The organism is Streptomyces sp. AK02-01A (genome assembly GCF_033795305.1).
Classification (GTDB): Bacteria; Actinomycetota; Actinomycetes; order Streptomycetales; family Streptomycetaceae; genus Streptomyces.
On the sequence record NZ_JARBAE010000004.1, the window covers coordinates 219,425 to 237,231 of the forward strand.

Here is a 17,807-nt window from a genome sequence, read left to right on the forward strand (position 1 = left end):
CGCTGAGTCCGGTGCGCCGCCGGGTCTCGTATGCCGGACCAGGAGCGGCCGGACACACCGCGCTCACCGGCGGGCGGATCCCGCCGGTGCGGCCACCGGGCCTCGGCCCGTCTCTCTCTTCTCCTCACTCACATCCGCTCGCAGCTACGCGGACCTACGCGTACGCCTCAAGGGGGACCTCTCATGCCCGACCAGTCACACCAGCAACACCAGCACCACCAGCAACAGCCCGTGCTGCAACTCCAGGAACTGACCCGTGTCCATGGCAGCGGGGCCACCGAGGTCCATGCCCTGCGCGGTATCAACCTCGATGTCCATCCCGGCGAACTCGTCGCCGTCATGGGCCCGTCGGGCTCCGGCAAGTCCACGCTGCTCACCATCGCGGGCGGCCTCGACACTCCGACCTCCGGCCGCGTGATCGTCGAGGGCACCGACATCACCGCCGTCGACCGCAAGAGACTCGCGGCCCTGCGCCGGCGCAGCATCGGCTATGTCTTCCAGGACTACAACCTCATCCCGGCACTGACCGCGGCGGAGAACATCGCGCTTCCGCGCGAGCTGGACGGCACCTCCGCGCGCAAGGCACGTACCGAAGCACTCGCCGCGCTCGCCGAGATGGGCCTCGACCAGCTCGCCGACCGTTTCCCGGACGAGATGTCCGGCGGCCAGCAGCAGCGGGTGGCGATAGCCCGCGCGCTCATCGGCGACCGGCGTCTGGTGCTCGCGGACGAGCCGACCGGCGCTCTGGACTCCGAGACCGGTGAAAGCGTGCTCGCGCTGCTGCGCACCCGCTGCGACGCGGGCGCCGCCGGTGTCCTGGTCACTCATGAGCCGCGCTTCGCGGCCTGGGCGGACCGGGTGGTCTTCCTGCGTGACGGCGCGGTCGTCGACCAGACCGTCCGCAGCAAGGCGGACTCGCTGCTCTCCGGCCAGGCGGCCGAGCTGTGAAGACCTGGTTCCACTCCTGGCGTGCCGCGGTGCGGATAGCCCGCCGTGACGCCTGGCGTTTCAAGGGACGCAGTTTCCTCGTTCTCGCCATGATCGCGCTTCCCATCCTCGGTGTGAGCGCCGCGGATCTGACGCTGCGCAGCGCGGAGCTCTCCACCGAGGAGAGCCTCAGCCGGAGCCTCGGACGGGCCGACGCCCGGTTCACCGATCCGTCCCTCGGCGGTGCGCCACTCCTCCAGAGCCCGGACGGCCAGAGCTATTCGCCGGTCGGCGACTTCGACGAAAATCCCTGGCCCGAGGGTGCCGCCGATTTCAAGAAGGCCGTCCCGCCGGGCGGCACCGTCCTGGAGGACACGCTCGGCTCCGCGAAGCTCCGCACCACACACGGTCTGCTTCCGACCGAGATCCGTGAGCTGAAGGCCGCCGACCCGATGGCCCGGGGCATCATGCGCCTGGACAGCGGCCGCTTCCCCGAGAAGGCCGGTGAGGTCGCCGCGACCACCCACTTCCTGGAGACCAGCGGGCTGCGGGTGGGGTCGAAGCTCACCGCCCGCGGCCTTGACGCCGACTACCGGATCGTGGGCGCGTACGAACTGCCCGATGTCCTCAAGACCGATCAGGTCACCGCGCTGCCCGGAGCGATGCTGGATCCGCTCGACAAGGCGCTGGAGGCGGACGGGCTGCCCGGCACGGACCAGCGCACCACCCTGCTGGTGAACGTGCCGGGTGGTTTCACGTGGAACATGGTGCAGCAGGTCAACACCCATGGCATCACGGTGGACTCCCGTGCCGTCGCCCTGGCCCCACCGGCCGACTCGGACGTCCCGCTGTACCAGCAGGAAGGCTGGGGCGATCGAAACGCGGCCTCCTCCGCCACCGAGCTCGCCGTGGCCGCCACCATCGTGGGCCTCGCCATGCTGGAGATCTGTCTGCTGGCCGGCCCCGCCTTCGCCGTCGGCGCCCGGCGCTCGCGCCGTCAGCTCGGCCTGGTCGGCGCCAATGGCGGCGACCGGCGCCATATCCGGGCCATCGTCCTCGCCGGCGGTCTGGTGATCGGTGTCGCGGCGGCCGTGACCGGCACGGCCCTGGGCATCGCCCTCACCTACGTCCTGCGGCCCGTCCTTGAGGAGTACATGGGCAAGCGGTTCGGCGGCTTCGGCCTCCGGCCGGCCGAACTGCTCGGCATCGCGCTGCTCGCCGTGATCACCGGTCTGCTGGCCGCGATCGTCCCGGCCGTCACCGCCTCCCGGCAGACCGTGCTGGCCTCGCTGACCGGCCGTCGCGGCGTGCGCCGGAGCAGCAGGGTCCTGCCCGTACTGGGCCTGATCGCGTTTGTGCTCGGCGCGGCGATCGCGCTGTACGGATCGGCGGTGAGCGAACAGTTCGCCATTGTCGCGGGCGGCAGCGCCATCGCGGAGCTGGGCGTGGTCGCGCTGACTCCGGCCCTGGTGGGCCTGTTCGGCCGCGTCGGCCGCTGGCTGCCGCTCTCTCCGCGGCTCGCGCTGCGTGACGCCGTACGCAACCGAGGGCGCACGGCCCCGGCCGTGGCCGCGGTGCTGGCCGCGGTCGCCGGCACGGTGGCGGTGTCCACCTACGCGGCGAGCAGCGACGCCCAGAACATGGCCGCGTACGAGCCGCAGCTTCCGCGCGGCGCTGTCTACGTCATGATCGCCGAAGACGGCGGCCGGGATGTGCCGACCGTACGCTCGGCGGTCCAGAAGACCCTGCCCGTGGACATCCGGGCCCATGTGGACCGGATCTCCGTGGGCAGGCCGAGCTGCCCGGTCTACGGCGGCGAGGACGGCTGCGGACGCTACGAAGTGGTCGTCCCGAAGCCCAATCGCTGCCCGCTGTGGGAGACCGGCGCCGTCGACCCGGCGACGAAGTTCAGCGCCGCCGAGCGCCGCAAGCTCATCAAGGACTGGCGCTGCGAGGAATCGGGCGTCTACAGCAATGTCGACGGCGGAGTCCTGATCGGTGACGCCAATGTGCTGAAGGTCCTCGGGATCAATGACTCCGCAGCGGAGAAGGCGCTGGCGGACGGCGAGGCCGTCTCCTTCGACAAGCGCAATCTCGACACCGGCGGGAAGGTCGGCATCCGCCTGATCACCGACACCGACAAGGCGGACGCCGCCGCCGGGCGGGGCCAGGACGCCCCGGGTGTGGTCAAGTCCTTCCCGGCCCACCAGATCCCGGACGGACAGAACGCGTACGGCCTCTCGATGCTCCTGACGCCGGCCGCGGCCAAGTCGGCGGGCATCGGCACCGTCCCGCTCGGCGCGTACTACACGACCAGCGCCATGCCGGACAGCGCGCAGGAACAGAAGCTGAACAGCGAGATCGACAAGACCGGTACCGAGGCCACCCTGCATATCGAGCGGGGCTATGTCAGCGAGAGCGACATCACACTGCTGGCGCTGACCGTCTTCGCCGGACTGATCACCATCGGCGCGGCGGGCATCGCCACCGGTCTCGCCCAGGCCGACGCGGAGTCCGATCTCAAGACGCTCGCCGCGGTCGGCGCACCGGAGCGGGTACGCAGGACGCTCAGCGGATTCCAGTGCGCGGTGGTGGCCGTGATGGGTGTGCTGCTGGGCTCGGCCGCCGGTGTGCTGCCGGCGGTCGGGCTGCGGCTGACCCAGCGCCGTGAAGGGCTGGCCGGATACCAGCGGACGCTCAAGGAAGGGCTGAGCGACGCCACCGCGCCGTATGTGCCCGTCGTCATCCCGTGGGAGACGCTGGCGGTCCTGCTGATCGCGGTCCCGCTGGGCGCGGCGGTCCTGGCGGCCCTGGTCACCCGCTCGCACCGGACGCTGGGCCGGCGGGCGGCCGCGTAGGACGGATCGCGAACGTCCCGCCAGGCTCGCCTCGCACGGCGAGATGTGCCTCCGTACGACGGTGGATCATCCTCGTACGGGGGCACACCGTCTGATGGCGCACATGTGCGCGACAATGGGCGCATGGAGATGCCGAGGAACGAACGGTCGCAGGAGAGCCCTCATGTCCTTGTGGTGGGACAGGACGGGATGTCGCTCGGCGGCGGTGGAGCCGACAACCAGGCACGCGAGGTCCCGGTGACGGAGATGGTCGAACAGCCGGCGAAGGTCATGCGCATCGGCAGCATGATCAAGCAGCTTCTGGAGGAGGTGCGTGCGGCTCCTCTGGACGAGGCGAGCCGGGTGCGGCTCAAGGAGATTCACGCCGGTTCGGTGAAGGAGCTGGAGGACGGGCTCGCTCCTGAGCTGGTCGAGGAACTGGAACGGCTGTCGCTTCCTTTCACCGACGAGGCCATTCCCTCCGAGGCGGAGCTGCGGATCGCACAGGCACAGTTGGTGGGATGGCTGGAGGGCCTCTTCCACGGAATCCAGACGGCGCTGTTCGCTCAGCAGATGGCGGCCAGGGCCCAGTTGGAACAGATGCGCCGGGCGCTTCCGCCGGGCTCGATCCAGGAGGACGACGGCGAGCAGGGACACGGGGCGATCCGCTCCGGCCCGTATCTGTAGACCACCGGATCGCGGGCCATCGGCCCATCGGCGCGCGGCGCGCGGTTCAACGGACGTTGTGTCCCTGGACGGTTCGGTCCCTGGCCCGGTACACCGCGCGGTGTACCGGGCCAGGGACGACCCGACGCACGGCTCAGACAGCGGCGGGCGTGAGCAGCAGGATCTTGCCCACATGAGCGCCTGCCTCCAGCGCACGGTGCGCCTCGGCCGCCTCCGACAGCGGCAGCCTCTGGTCCACGATCGGACGGACCCGGCCACTGGCGACAAGCGGCCAGACGTTCTCGCGTACACCCGCGACGATCTCGGCCTTCTCGCGCAGCGGACGGGCGCGCAGTGAGGTGGCGGTGATGGTGCCGCGCTTGCGCAGCAGCTCGCCCAGGTTGAGTTCGGCCTTCATCCCGCCCTGCATACCGATGACGGCCAGCCGGCCGTTCACGGCCAGGGCCTTCACATTCCGTTCCAGATACTTCGCGCCGACGATGTCGAGAATGACATCGGCACCGGCGCCGTCCGTGGCCTCGCGGATCTCCGGGACAAAGTCCTGCTCGCGATAGTTGATCAGGATGTCCGCACCCAGCTCGGCGCAGCGCGCCAGCTTGTCGGCGCCGCCGGCGGTGACCGCGACCCGCGCGCCGATCGCCTTGGCGAGCTGGATCGCCAGCGTTCCGATACCGCTCGCTCCGCCGTGCACCAGCAGCGTCTCGTCCCGCCGCAGACCGGCGATCATGAAGACGTTCGACCAGACCGTGCAAGCCACCTCGGGAAGGGCCGCGGCCTCGGCCAGATCCACTCCCTCCGGCACCGGGAGCAGTTGCCCCACCGGTACGGCGACCTTCTCGGCGTATCCGCCACCGGCCAGCAGCGCACACACCTCGTCGCCGACGGCCCAGCCGGAGACACCGGGGCCCAGCTCGGCGATCCTGCCCGAACACTCCAGGCCGGGATACAGGGAGGCGCCGGGCGGCGGATCGTAGAAGCCCTGGCGTTGCAGCAGATCGGCGCGGTTGACGGCGCTCGCCACGACCTCGACGAGCACTTCGCCATCGCCGGGTACGGGATCGGGCACCTCGGCCCAGACAAGCGCCTCGGGGCCACCAGGTTCCGGAATCGTGATCGCATGCATGGCCGCGAGGCTACTCCCCGGCGACCTCCGAGGCGGGTTCAACGGCGGCGTCCGTCCGGCCTGTTGCCGGTGGTCCGCCGCTCATTCCGAGTGGACCGGCGCCGGGTCGCTCTGGGCCCGGACGATGGCGATCAGACGGTCGGTCAGTTGCAGCGGGCTCGCGGTCGGGTCGTCGTAACCGATCAGGCGGTGTCCACGCAGCACGCACACCACCAGGTCGTCCGTCTCGCGCACGCTCCGTCCCACCTCCGCCTTGACCACCGGGCGCTCTATGAGGTCGAGACCGCTGCCCTGCTGGATCAGATCCTCCATCACGGCGCCCGCCCTGGGACTGAGCACCGAGAGACCGAGCAGCCGGCCGGCCGCGCTGGCGCTGGTGATGACCGCGTCGGCTCCGGACTGGCGCAGCAGCGGTGCGTTCTCCTCCTCGCGCACGGCGGCGACGATCTTCGCTCGGCGGTTCAACTGCCGTGCGGTCAGCGCTACCAGCACCGCTGTGTCGTCGCGCTGAGTGGCGATGACTATCTGCCGGGCCCGCTGAAGCTCGGCCCGCAACAGCACATCGCTGCGGGTGGCATCGCCGACGACGCCCACGAACCCTTCCGCGTTGGCCGCTTCGATCACCTTGCTGGACGGATCGACAATGACGATCTGTTCCTTCTTGATGCCTGTGGCGCAGAGGGTCTGCATCGCCGACCGTCCCTTGGTGCCATAGCCGACGATGACGGTGTGGTCGCGCAAGTTGGACCTCCAGCGGTTCAGCCGCCACTCCTCCCGGGTGCGCTCCGTGAGGACCTCAAGAGTGGTACCGACCAGGATGATGAGGAAGAGCACCCGCAGCGGGGTCACGAGCAGCACATTGGCGAGCCGTGCGCTGTCGCTGTACGGGACGATATCGCCGTAACCCGTCGTGGAGAGCGTCACGGTCGCGTAGTAGACAGAATCGAGCAAATCGACAGCGTTGTCCGAGTTGTCGTGGTAGCCCTCGCTGTCGACGAAGACGATGAACACCGTCATGGCCAGCACGAACAGGGCCATCAGCAGACGTTTGCTGACCTGCCGCAGGGGCCGTTCGACCCTCCGATGCGGAAGGTTCACCCGGGCGGTGACCAGATACTCGTCCGCATGCCTGGCCATCGCGTCATGACCGGGAAGTTTCACGTGAAACATCCGCCTTCCGCCGAGGCCGCCCACGGCAGGTCGAGAACTTCCAGCTCCTCGCCGGGCCGTCCGCCGCCCGGCGGCACGACCGCGAGACCGTCGGCTCCGGCGATACCCCGCAGCATGGCAGGGCCATTGAAGCGCAACGGCACGAGCCCCTCGTCACGGTGGACGAACGGCACCAGCCGGGTGTCCTGTGGATGTCCCTGCACCGCGTCCCGCAGGAGTGCGCGGTACGGGGTCCCGGGCGCCCGGCCCGCCAGCGCGTGAAGCACCGGCTCGGCCAGCGTCAGCAGTCCGGAGACCGCGGCGAGCGGGTTGCCGGGCAGCCCCACCAGATGCTTTCCCGATACCAGCCGGGCCAGCAGCATGGGATGACCGGGGCGGACGGCGACTCCGTCCACGAGCAGTTCGGCGCCCGCCTTCCGGAGGACCGGATGGACATGGTCGACCGGACCGGCGGCGGTGCCGCCGGTGGTGATGACAAGATCGGCCGTGGATGTGGTGACCGCGCGGTGCAGCGCGTCGGCATCGTCGCCGATCCGCCGGGTGGCGATGACCTCGGCGCCCAGAGCGCGGAGCCAGGGCGCCAGCATCGGGCCCAGGGCGTCGCGGATCAGCCCGTCATGAGGAAGTCCCGCCGCCAGCAGCTCGTCGCCGAGAACAAGCACCTCGACACGTGGGCGCGGGACGGTGAGCAGCTCGTCGTAACCGGCCGCCGCCGCGAGGCCCAGTACGGCGGGTGTCACCACGGAACCGGCGGGCAGAAGCCGGTCGCCGGAGCGGCACTCCTGGCCGCGCGGTCTGATGTCCTGCCCGGGAATCACCTCGCGCTCGGCATGGAGATGACCGCCGCTGTCCGTACGGGCGTGCTCGCTGCGGATCACCGCGGAGGTGTCGGGCGGGACACGGGCGCCGGTGGCGATCCGTACGGCGGCTCCGTCCGGCAGCGCCGCCACCGCGTCGTGACCGGCGAGAATGCCGCTGTTGTCGGTGGCATCCGCCGGCGCACCGCCGGGACGCCGCACGGACCAGGGTCCCGGTCCCGAGACCGCCCAGCCGTCCATGGCGGAGGTGTCGAAGGACGGCAGATCGGTGAGCGCGGTCAGCGGCTCGGCGAGTGCCAGGCCCACGGCCTGATCGAGAGGCAGCCGACGGGCCACGGCGGCCGGCGCCGACCGTCCCGAACGTGCCGCGAGCGCGCGGGCCACCGCCCATGGCTCCGGCCGGCGCCCGCCCACTCCGGCGAAGCCGCCGCCGTGGTCCTGACCCGCGCCATGGCCGCGGCCGGAACCATGACCGCGGCCCACGTCACGGTCCTGGCCCGGCTCACGGTCCCAGGAGGCGCCGTGTCCCGTGGGACCGTCGGACGAGCGGCCGGACTCCCGCGCCCGGCCGGCGCTCCACGCCCGGCCCGGGTCACGCGGCGCGGCCGGCTCCCTGCTGACCAGGGCCAGTGCGTCCTCGATCCCTTCGTCCTCGCCGTCCTGGGCCGTCATCCGGCGTCGGCTCCCTTGGACCCGGTCCCGCCGGTGTCCTCCGCCTCGTCCGCCCAGCGCACGGCGAGCGCCGCCGCCTTGCGGGACGCTTCGGCGACGGCCTCCGGTCCGCCTCCGGCCTTCGCCGCGGCGTAACCGACCAGGAAGGTCGTCAGCGGCGCGGCGGGCCGGGCGACGCCATGAGCGGCGTCGCGGGCGAGGTCGAGGAGGACATGGGTGTCGACATCCAGCTCGATGCCGAGTTCGTCCTTGACTGCGGTGATCCATTCATCCAGCACGGTCCCATGCTCTCTGATCCGGGCCCGGGCTGTGGAGATGTCTTCCCAGGTGTCGCAGTCGAAGGAGGCGAAGGGATCGGCATCGACCCGGGCGAGGTCAAGTTCGTGTGACAGCAGACGCAGCGGCAGACCGGCGAGCGTGCCGTACTCGGTTGCCAGCAGCGCGAGTTCGCGGCGCAACGGCTCGGCGCGGTAGGCGGCGACCAGCGGCTGGTCGCGGCCGTCCTCGTCGGTGAGCAGAGCCGCCTCCCGGCCACTGGCGGTGAGCGTCTCGATCAGCCGGCGCACCGTCGGCTTTCCGAGGAACGGGAGGTCCGCCGAGAGCACGAGCACGGTACCGGCGTCGACGCACCGTACTCCCGCGTCGAGCGCGGCCAGCGGTCCGCCGCCGGGCGGCTCCTCACGCGTCCAGCGCACCGGCCGGACCGTGGGCCGTCTGCCGCCCACCACGACCGTGCTGGCGGCCTCCTCACAGGCGGCCAGCACCCGGTCGAGCAGCGCCCGGCCTCCGACGCTCAGCCCAGGCTTGTCGGCGCCGCCGAGCCGCTTGGCGGCACCTCCGGCGAGCACGATGGCGTCATACGCGGTCATGGCTGAAGTATGGTCCGCGATCGCCCGTTCGAAGCGTCCGTGCTCAGTCGGCTTCGGTCCCGGACCGTGCTCCCGGCCGTTCCTCGCGGACCGGATCCCGCTACAGCGCGCGCAGCAGCACCGCCGGCTGTTCGACGCAGTCCGCCACGTAGCGCAGAAAGCCTCCCGCCGTACCGCCGTCACAGACCCGGTGGTCGAAGGTGAGCGAGAGCTGGACGACCTGGCGGACAGCCAGCTCACCCTGGTGGACCCAGGGCTTGGGCACGATCCGGCCGACTCCGAGCATCGCCGCCTCGGGATGGTTGATGATCGGCGTCGAGCCGTCCACGCCGAACACGCCGTAATTGTTCAGCGTGAATGTCCCGCCGGTCAGATCGCCCGGTGTCAGCGTGCCGGACCGGCCCGCTTCGGTGAGCCGCGCGAACTCCGCGCTCAGCGACTCCGCCGAGCGCGCCTGCGCGTCCCGTACGACGGGCACGACCAGCCCGCGGTCGGTCTGCGCGGCGAAGCCCAGATGCACCTGCGGCAGCCGCACGATCTCCCGGGCGGCCAGGTCCACCGTGGAGTTCAGCTCCGGATGGCGGGCCAGAGCCGCCGTACAGATCCGGGCGAGCAGAGCGAGGAGCGAGATCTTCGGACCGCCGGCGGCGTTCATCGCCGCACGGGCCGCCATGAGCTCCGTCGCGTCCGCGTCGACCCAGCAGGTCGCGTCCGGGATCTCGCGCCGGCTGCGGGAGAGCTTGTCCGCGACCGCGCCGCGCACGCCGCGCAGCGGCACCCGGACGGCACCGGCCTGCGCGGACGAGACCGCCGGAGCAGCCGAGACCGCCGGAGCAGCGGACAAGACCGCCGGAGCGGGCGTGGGCGCCGCGGCGGCGGGCGCCGGTGTCCGCGTCGCGCTCCGCCGGATCGCCTGCTCGACATCGCTCCGCAGGATCAGTCCGTCCCGGCCCGAGCCCGTCAGCTCCCGCAGGTCGAGACCGTGCTCCCGGGCCAGCCTGCGCACCAGCGGCGAGACGACCGGGACCGGCCCGGTCGTGCCGTTCACCGCCGGACCGCCGGAAACGGCGAGAGAGCCGGCGCGTGCGGCGGAATCAGTGGGCGATCCCCGCCGGACCCGGCGCCTGCGCGCCGCCGGAGCGGCCGTGCCGTAGCCGACCAGCACATTGCCCGACGACTCGTCGGAGGCGGAGGCCGTGTCAGGAGCGGCGGTCGGCGACAGGCCCGGCGCGCTCCCGGGCTCCTCGCCGCTCCCGGCCGCGGCGCCCACCGCCACGGTCAGCAGCGGCGCTCCGACCGGCAGCTCCGTACCCTCCTCGCCGTACCGCGCCGTCACCACGCCGCCGTACGGACAGGGGACCTCCACCATCGCCTTGGCCGTCTCGACCTCGACAACCGGCTGATCGATGGCGACGACATCTCCCACCGACACCAGCCAGCGGACGATCTCCGCCTCGGTCAGTCCTTCTCCGAGGTCCGGCAGCCTGAATTCGAGCACCTGGGCCATCAGCTCTCCGTCTCCCACTGAAGCCGTGCGACCGCGTCCAGCACCCGGTCCACTCCCGGAAGATGGTGCCTCTCCAGCATCGGTGGCGGATACGGGACATCGAATCCCGCCACCCGCAGCACCGGCGCCTCCAGATGGTGGAAGCAGCGCTCGGTGACCCGGGCCGCGATCTCGCCGCCGGGACCGCCGAAGCCGGTGGACTCATGGACGACGACCGCCCGTCCCGTACGCCGTACGGAGGCCGCGACCGTCTCGTCGTCGAACGGCACCAGCGAGCGCAGATCGACGACCTCCAGATCCCAGCCCTCGGCGCGGGCCGCCTCCGCCGCCTCCAGACAGACCGGCACGGAAGGGCCGTAGGTGATGAGCGTCGCGCTGCTGCCCCGGCGCCGTACGACAGCGCGTCCGACCGGCTCCACCGCGGCCGGCGCGTCCGGCGACCACTGCGCCTTCGACCAGTAGAGCCGCTTCGGCTCCAGGAAGATCACCGGATCGTCCGAGGCGATCGAGGCCCGCAGCAGGCCGTACGCGTCGTCCACCGTCGCCGGTGTGACCACATGGAGACCGGGAGTCGCCATGTAGTACGCCTCGGAGGAATCACTGTGGTGCTCGACCCCGCCGATCCCGCCGCCGTACGGCACCCGCACGGTGATCGGCAGCGGCATCGCACCGCGCGTGCGGTTGCGCATCTTCGCCACATGGCTGACGAGCTGCTCGAACGACGGATAGGCGAAGGCGTCGAACTGCATCTCCACGACGGGCCGCAGCCCGTACATCGCCATCCCGACGGCCGCACCGAGAATGCCGGCCTCGGCGAGCGGCGTGTCCGTGCACCGGTCGTCGCCGAACTCCGCGGCCAGCCCGTCGGTGATCCGGAAGACCCCGCCGAGCGTGCCGACGTCCTCACCGAGGACATGGACGGACGGATCCTCAGCCATCGCGTCGCGCAGCGCGCGCCGGAGCGCCTGCGCCATGGTGGCGGGCTTCACCGCGACCGTGGTCATCGTGGCCCACCCGGCGCTTCCCCGGCCGACGCGTCCAGCTCGGCCGCGAGCTGCGCCGCCTGCTCGCGCAACTGCGGGGTCGGTTCCGCGTAGACATGCGCGAAGAGATCCATCGGGTCGAGCACCGGCTCGGCGTTCATCCGCTCACGCAGCCGCGCGGCCATCGTCTCGGCGGCCGCGGCCGCGTCCTTGACGCCGTCCTCGTCCAGCACCCCACGCTCCGTCAGCTCCCGCTCCAGCAGCCGGACCGGGTCGTGCGCACGCCAGGCCTCGACCTCGGCGTCACCGCGGTAGCGCGTCGCGTCGTCCGCGTTCGTATGGGCGTCGATGCGGTAGGTCACGGCCTCGACCAGCGTCGGTCCCTCGCCACGCCTGGCCCGGTCCATGGCCTCGCTCAGCACCGTGTGCACCGCCACCGCGTCATTCCCGTCGACCAGCCGGCCCGGCATCCCGTATCCGACGGCCTTGTGGGCGAGCGAAGGCGCGGCGCTCTGCTTGGCGAGCGGCACCGAGATCGCGAAGCCGTTGTTCTGCACGAGGAAGACGACCGGAGCCCGCCATACGGCGGCGAAGTTCAGCGCCTCGTGGAAATCACCCTCGCTGGTGCCGCCGTCGCCCACCAGGGCGAGCGCGACCACGTCGTCGCCCTTGAGCCGGGCGGCGTGCGCCAGGCCCACGGCATGCGGCAACTGGGTCGCGAGCGGCGTGGACAGCGGCGCGATGCGGTGCTCGTACGGGTCGTAGCCGGTGTGCCAGTCGCCTCTCAGCAGCGTCAGCGCCTGGACGGGGTCGAGCCCGCGCGACACGGCCGCGAGCGTGTCGCGGTAGCTGGGAAAGAGCCAGTCCTGCTCCCGGAGCACCAGCGCGGCGGCGACCTCGCAGGCCTCCTGGCCGGTGCTGGACGGATAGACGGCCAGCCGGCCCTGCTTGGTGAGCGCGGTGGCCTGCGTGTTGTACCTGCGGCCGCGCACCAGCTCCGCGTAGAGCCGCAGCAGCAGCGCGGGATCGGCACCGGCCGCGGCGGCCGTACCCAGCACGCGATACGGCTCGGAATCGGGGAGCAGCGGTGCGGGATCGGTACGCGGCTGCCACGCCGGGGGCGGGGTGGACCGGTGGGCGGCGCCAGGCGGCTCCTGGACCGACGTACTGCTTTTCTTCACGCGTGCACCTCCTCGTGGGAGCGGGCGACAGGGTGCCTGGATGTGGCACGCCTCACGTACCGATTGTTCGGTCGGGAAGGCATTTTGGCTACAGGCACCTCCAGCCTGTGGACAAACGGTTCTCCACAGCCTGGGATGGACGCAGGCCGTCCATGGCACGGAGGCGGGGAGACATGGGAGCTGAACAAATGGCCGACGGCGACGGAGGCGACAGGGCCGGCGGAGGCAACGGAGGCGTGGAGCAGGGCCCGCCGCCGCGTCCTCTGGACGCCATCGACCGGGACATCCTCCGGATCCTCCAGGCGGACGGCCGTGCCTCGATACGGTCCGTGGCCGATCGGGTCCATGTCTCGCGCGCCAACGCGTACGCCCGGATCAACCGGCTGCTCGACGACGGCGTGATCCGTGGCTTCAGTGCCAGGATCAACCATGAACGCGCAGGTCAAGGCGCGTCCGCCTATATCACTCTGAAGATCGTCCAGAACTCCTGGCGCACCGTGCGCGAGCAGCTCCAGGAGCTGCCGGGCGCCACGCATATCGCGCTGGTCAGCGGCGACTTCGACGTACTGCTGCTGGTGCACACAGCGGACAACCGGTCCCTGCGCGAGCTGGTCCTGACCAGACTTCAGGCCATCCCCGAGGTGCTCTCCACCCGCACGCTGCTGGTGTTCGAAGAGACGGACCCGGGCCCGGGAACGGCGGCCGGTCCGCTCTAGGACGTGTCTGACACATAGCGCCGTCCGCCCGGAGGGCGGGGCCCGCGACGTCTGGTGCGTGCGATCCCAAGGCGGAGGATCATCCGTGTACTGGACGTACTCGGATGACTCCGACAACGCGGTGAGCGTGCGTGCCAGGCGTCGCAGGCCAGGCGGGATGTGTCAGACAGGGCCCAGGCCGCACCAGGCCCTATGCCTTTCGAACCGGCGTACCGGCAGCCGGCTCTCCGGGCCCCGCGGCGGCCTCCGAGGTGTCCGTACCGTCCGTACGCAGTCCGTCGAACGCGAGCCGTACGACCGCCTCCGCCACCTGGTCACGGTCGTAGCCGCCGGCTCCCAGCGGGCGGTACCACTCCACCAGCGAGTTGACCATGCCGAACAGCAGCCGCGTCGCCAGTCTGATGTCCATGTCGGCCCGCAGATCCCCGTCCGCCGCCGCGGCCTTCAGCAGATCGGCGACGCGCTGGTCGAACTCCCGGCGCCGTTCCATCGCCCAGCGCTCGGTCTGCGTATTGCCCCTGACCCTGAGCAGCAGCGTCACATACGGCAGTTCGGCCATCAGCACCTCGACCGTGCGGCGGGTCACGAATTCGACCCGCTCGATGGCCCGTCCGTGTACCGCTCCCTCCTCGTCGAGGATCCCGAAGAGGCCCTCCAGGGCGCGGCTGACCGCGCGGCGCAGCAGCTCCTCCTTGCCCACGACATGGTGGTATATCGAGGACTTGGAGATCCCGGCGGCCTTGGAGAGATGCTCCATCGAAGTGCCGTCGTAGCCGCGCTCGTTGAAGACACGGACGGCGACGGTCAGCAGGGTCTCCGGCGTATAGGTGTCACGCCTGGCGGTGGTCATGACGCGTAGCCCTCCTGCGCGGCGGCCAGCCGGCGCAGCGCCTGTGAGCAGGCGTAGCGGCCCGTCGGATACTCCTCGTGAAGGGCCTGGAGCGTGCCCGCCACCCACCACGCGCCGAGCTTTCCGCCCCAGTCCACGGGCCCGCGCGGGTAGTTGACGCCGAGCCGCATCGCGGTGTCGATGTCCTCCTCGGTCGCCACCTCGCGCGAGGCCGCTTCAAGCGCGAAATCGACGAGCATGGCGACCGTACGCGCCACGATCATGCCCGGGATGTCACCGATCACGCTGACCCGCTTGCCCAGCGCCTGGAAGAGACCGACGGCCTCGCGCAGCGCCGCCGCGTCGACTCCGGCGGCGGGCGCGAGAGCGATCCTGGTGGCCTCGCGGTAGTCCAGCGCGAGATCGAAGTGGATCACGGGCATTCCGGCGTCGTCGGCCGCGGAACCGTCCGCCAGGAAGAGCCGCGTGCCGTCGGACAGCTCGATCCAGCCCGGATGACCGGAGACGGCGTCGTCCTTGCGCACGACACCAATGCCCGCCTCCTCGATCAGATCCGGCAGCGCGGCCGCGGCGAACAGCTCACCCTGGACGACGACGGACACAGGTGCGGCTTCGGGCGCGGCGGTGTGCGGTTCGGCCGCCGCGGCTCCCTCGCCGTACGCGAACCAGCCCTGTCCCGACTTGCGGCCCAGCCGACCGGACTCCACCAGCCTGCGCTGCGCGAGCGACGGAGTGAACTTCGGGTCCTGGAAGAAGGACTCCCAGACGGACCGGGTGACAGCCTCGTTGACGTCCTGTCCGATCAGATCGGTCAGTTCGAAGGGCCCCATCCGGAAACCGCCGCACTCACGCAGGACCGCGTCGATGGTCGCCGGGTCCGCGGCCCGCTCCTCGTACACGCGCAGCGCCTCGGCGTAGAAGGGACGCGCGACGCGGTTGACGATGAACCCGGGGGTGTCGGCACTGCGCACCGGTGTCTTGCCCCAGGCCCGCGCCGTCGCGTACGCGCGCTCGGCGGCCGTCTCGTCCGTCGCGAAGCCGCTGACGACCTCCACGAGCGGCAGCAGAGGCGGCGGATTGAAGAAGTGCATGCCGACGAAGCGGCCCGGCTCGCGCAGCGCGCCGGCGACGGCCGTGACGGAGAGGGAGGAGGTGTTCGTGGCGAGCAGACAGTCGTCGGAGACGATCTCCTGCAGTGCGGCGAACAGTTCCCGCTTGACGGAGAGCCGCTCCAGGACGGCTTCGACGACAAGCGCGGCATCGGCCAGCTCGGCGAGTGCGGCGGCCGGACGCAGCCGCGCCTCGGCGGCGTCGCGCGCAGCCGCGTCCAGGCGGCCCTTATCGACCAGTCGGCCGAGTCTGGCCACGATCGCCGCGGCGGCCTGCTCCGCGCGGCCGGGCACGGCGTCGTAGAGCCGGACGAAATGGCCCGACACCAGCGCCACCTGGGCTATGCCCTGTCCCATCGTGCCTGCGCCGACGACCGCGACGACGCGGCCGGGCTCGATTGCTGTCATGGACGCAATCCTCCCGTATGAGTTGTCCACAGGTGAGTTATGCACAGGTTTCCCGTGCCCTGTTGTCCCGACCGATCGTTCGGTTACTCTAACTCTGTCTGTCAGCTCAGTCAGCTCATGTCCCTTTTCCGCCCAGCTCGACGAGGAGTTGGTCCGTCATGGCCGCCCAGCTCAGCCCCCAGCAGCTCTCCGAGAAGCACCGGCCCACACTCGACCAGGCCCTCGACGCGATCCGCACCCGCGCCTACTGGTCGCCGCATCCCGAGCACCCCAAGGCGTACGGCGAGAGCGCGCCGGCCGACGGGCTCGCCGCCTTCCAGGCGCTGCGCGGGACCCGCTTCGAGCTGGACCAGCCCGGCACCGACGGCTGGACGGGCGGCGAGATCTCGCCTTATGGCCCGGCGCTCGAAGTCGAGTATCCGCACACGGACACGGACGTCCTGCTGCCTGCCATGCGCGCGGGCATGGGCGCGTGGCGCGAGGCGGGACCGGAGGCGCGCGCCCTGGTCTGTCTGGAGATCCTGGCCCGGATCAGCGCCCGTACGCACGAGTTCGCGCACGCGGTGATGCACACCAGCGGTCAGGCCTTCATGATGGCGTTCCAGGCGGGCGGGCCGCATGCCCAGGACCGCGGTCTGGAGGCCGTGGCGTACGCGTACCAGGAGCAGACCCGGACGCCCGCCGCCGCCGACTGGTCCAAGCCCCAGGGCAAGCGCGACCCTCTGGAGCTGCGGAAGTCCTTCACCGCGGCCCCGCGCGGCATCGCGCTGCTGATCGGCTGCAACACCTTCCCGACGTGGAACGGCTATCCGGGCCTGTTCGCCTCGCTGGCCACCGGCAATCCGGTCCTGGTCAAGCCGCATCCGCGCGCCGTGCTGCCGCTCGCGCTGACGGTGCGGGCCGCCAGGGAGGTGCTCGCCGAGGCCGGTTTCGACCCGAATCTGGTGGCTCTGGCCGTGGAGCGGCCCGGCGAGGGCATCGCCAAGTCGCTGGCCGTGCGTCCCGAGATCCGGATCATCGACTACACCGGGTCCACCGCGTTCGGCGACTGGCTGGAGAGCCACGCCCGCCAGGCGCAGGTCTACACGGAGAAGGCCGGCGTCAACACGGTCCTCATCGACTCCACCGACGACTACCGGGGCATGCTCGCCAACCTCGCCTTCTCGCTGTCGCTGTACAGCGGCCAGATGTGCACGACCCCGCAGAACCTGCTGATTCCCAGGGACGGCATCACGACGGACGCCGGCGAGAAGTCGTACGACGAGGTGGTCGCCGACCTCGCGGCCTCGGTGGCCGGGCTGCTGGGCGACGACGCCCGCGCCAACGCGCTGCTGGGCGCGCTGGTCAACCCGGATGTGAAGGCCCGTCTGGAGGCGGCGGCCGGGCTCGGGGATCTCGCGCTCGCCTCGCGTGAGGTCGTCCATCCGGACTTCCCGGACGCCGTGGTCCGTACGCCCGCGATCGTGAAGGCCGACGGCGCCCGCAAGGTCTGGGAGAAGTCCTGGGAGGCCGGACCGGAAGGCGAGGCCGAAGTGGCGTATCTCGCCGAGTGCTTCGGGCCGGTCTCGTTCGCCGTCGCGGTGGACTCCACGGCGGACGCGCTGGAGCTGCTGCGGCGCACCGTGCGCGACAAGGGCGCGATGACCGTCGGCGCGTACACGACGTCACAGGAGACGGAGCGCGCGATCGAGGATGTCTGCCTGGAGGAGTCCGCGCAGCTCTCGCTGAATCTCACGGGCGGGGTCTATGTGAACCAGACCGCGGCCTTCTCCGACTTCCATGGCTCGGGAGGCAATCCGGCGGCGAACGCGGCGCTGTGCGACGCGGCGTTCGTGGCGAACCGCTTCCGGGTGGTGGAGGTCCGCCGCCAGGCCTGAGGCCCGGCCCGGCGCCGCTCGTCGGAAGACGGACGGCGCCGGGACACCCTGCCCGTCACCGGTTCGCGGCCCG

General features: G+C 71.2%; 14 protein-coding genes. 5 read left to right on the forward strand and 9 right to left on the reverse strand.

What is annotated here, in order from left to right; all coding sequences use genetic code 11:
- Positions 1–183 precede the first annotated feature (183 nt).
- The 3 genes from PV679_RS07070 to PV679_RS07080 all read left to right on the forward strand — a co-directional run bounded on the left by PV679_RS07070 (position 184) and on the right by PV679_RS07080 (position 4,451).
- Complete coding sequence (locus PV679_RS07070) at positions 184–948, forward strand: ABC transporter ATP-binding protein (RefSeq protein WP_319679183.1); 765 nt, start codon at positions 184–186, stop codon at positions 946–948.
- Positions 945–3,785 carry an ABC transporter permease gene (locus PV679_RS07075; protein WP_319679184.1) on the forward strand — a complete coding sequence of 947 codons (2,841 nt, stop codon included), beginning with the start codon at positions 945–947 and terminating at the stop codon, positions 3,783–3,785. Before PV679_RS07070 ends, PV679_RS07075 begins: the two co-directional genes overlap by 4 nt.
- Positions 3,786–3,908: 123 nt before the next feature.
- Entirely contained in the window at positions 3,909–4,451 is a 543-nt protein-coding gene (locus PV679_RS07080; RefSeq protein ID WP_319679185.1) for a bacterial proteasome activator family protein, read from the forward strand.
- 133 nt (positions 4,452–4,584) lie between these two features.
- On the opposite strand, the gene PV679_RS07085 is transcribed toward PV679_RS07080, so the two are convergent.
- From PV679_RS07085 to pdhA, 7 genes are all read right to left on the reverse strand, one after another.
- The gene (locus PV679_RS07085; RefSeq protein ID WP_319679186.1) at positions 4,585–5,574 is read right to left on the reverse strand and encodes an NAD(P)H-quinone oxidoreductase; all 990 of its coding nucleotides are present in this window, start codon (positions 5,572–5,574) and stop codon (positions 4,585–4,587) included.
- 81 nt (positions 5,575–5,655) lie between these two features.
- Entirely contained in the window at positions 5,656–6,744 is a 1,089-nt protein-coding gene (locus PV679_RS07090) for a potassium channel family protein (protein ID WP_319679187.1), read from the reverse strand.
- Positions 6,732–8,234, reverse strand: coding sequence for a molybdopterin molybdotransferase MoeA (locus PV679_RS07095; RefSeq protein WP_319679188.1), 1,503 nt, complete (start codon positions 8,232–8,234; stop codon positions 6,732–6,734). Before PV679_RS07095 ends, PV679_RS07090 begins: the two co-directional genes overlap by 13 nt.
- Complete coding sequence (locus PV679_RS07100; protein ID WP_319679189.1) at positions 8,231–9,103, reverse strand: NTP transferase domain-containing protein; 873 nt, start codon at positions 9,101–9,103, stop codon at positions 8,231–8,233. Before PV679_RS07100 ends, PV679_RS07095 begins: the two co-directional genes overlap by 4 nt.
- Before the next feature lie 100 nt (positions 9,104–9,203).
- Positions 9,204–10,610, reverse strand: a complete 1,407-nt coding sequence (locus tag PV679_RS07105; RefSeq protein ID WP_319679190.1) for a dihydrolipoamide acetyltransferase family protein — start codon at positions 10,608–10,610, stop codon at positions 9,204–9,206.
- Positions 10,610–11,614, reverse strand: coding sequence for an alpha-ketoacid dehydrogenase subunit beta (locus PV679_RS07110; protein WP_319679191.1), 1,005 nt, complete (start codon positions 11,612–11,614; stop codon positions 10,610–10,612). Before PV679_RS07110 ends, PV679_RS07105 begins: the two co-directional genes overlap by 1 nt.
- On the reverse strand, positions 11,611–12,774 hold the full coding sequence (gene pdhA / locus PV679_RS07115; RefSeq protein WP_319679192.1) for a pyruvate dehydrogenase (acetyl-transferring) E1 component subunit alpha: 1,164 nt from the start codon (positions 12,772–12,774) through the stop codon (positions 11,611–11,613). The genes PV679_RS07110 and pdhA overlap by 4 nt, the downstream gene beginning before the upstream one ends.
- A 173-nt stretch (positions 12,775–12,947) precedes the next feature.
- Here pdhA and PV679_RS07120 point away from each other — a divergent pair, with 173 nt between their 5' ends.
- Positions 12,948–13,490 carry an Lrp/AsnC family transcriptional regulator gene (locus PV679_RS07120; protein ID WP_416069666.1) on the forward strand — a complete coding sequence of 181 codons (543 nt, stop codon included), beginning with the start codon at positions 12,948–12,950 and terminating at the stop codon, positions 13,488–13,490.
- 190 nt (positions 13,491–13,680) lie between these two features.
- Here PV679_RS07120 and PV679_RS07125 read toward each other — a convergent pair whose 3' ends face one another.
- Positions 13,681–14,340: a TetR/AcrR family transcriptional regulator gene (locus PV679_RS07125; RefSeq protein WP_319679193.1), complete on the reverse strand. Its 660-nt coding sequence runs from the start codon at positions 14,338–14,340 to the stop codon at positions 13,681–13,683.
- Entirely contained in the window at positions 14,337–15,857 is a 1,521-nt protein-coding gene (locus PV679_RS07130; RefSeq protein WP_319679194.1) for a 3-hydroxyacyl-CoA dehydrogenase, read from the reverse strand. Before PV679_RS07130 ends, PV679_RS07125 begins: the two co-directional genes overlap by 4 nt.
- A gap of 158 nt (positions 15,858–16,015) precedes the next feature.
- On the opposite strand from PV679_RS07130, the gene paaN reads away from it, so the two are divergent.
- Positions 16,016–17,734, forward strand: a complete 1,719-nt coding sequence (gene paaN, locus PV679_RS07135; protein ID WP_319679195.1) for a phenylacetic acid degradation protein PaaN — start codon at positions 16,016–16,018, stop codon at positions 17,732–17,734.
- The last annotated feature ends 73 nt before the right edge of the window (positions 17,735–17,807 follow it).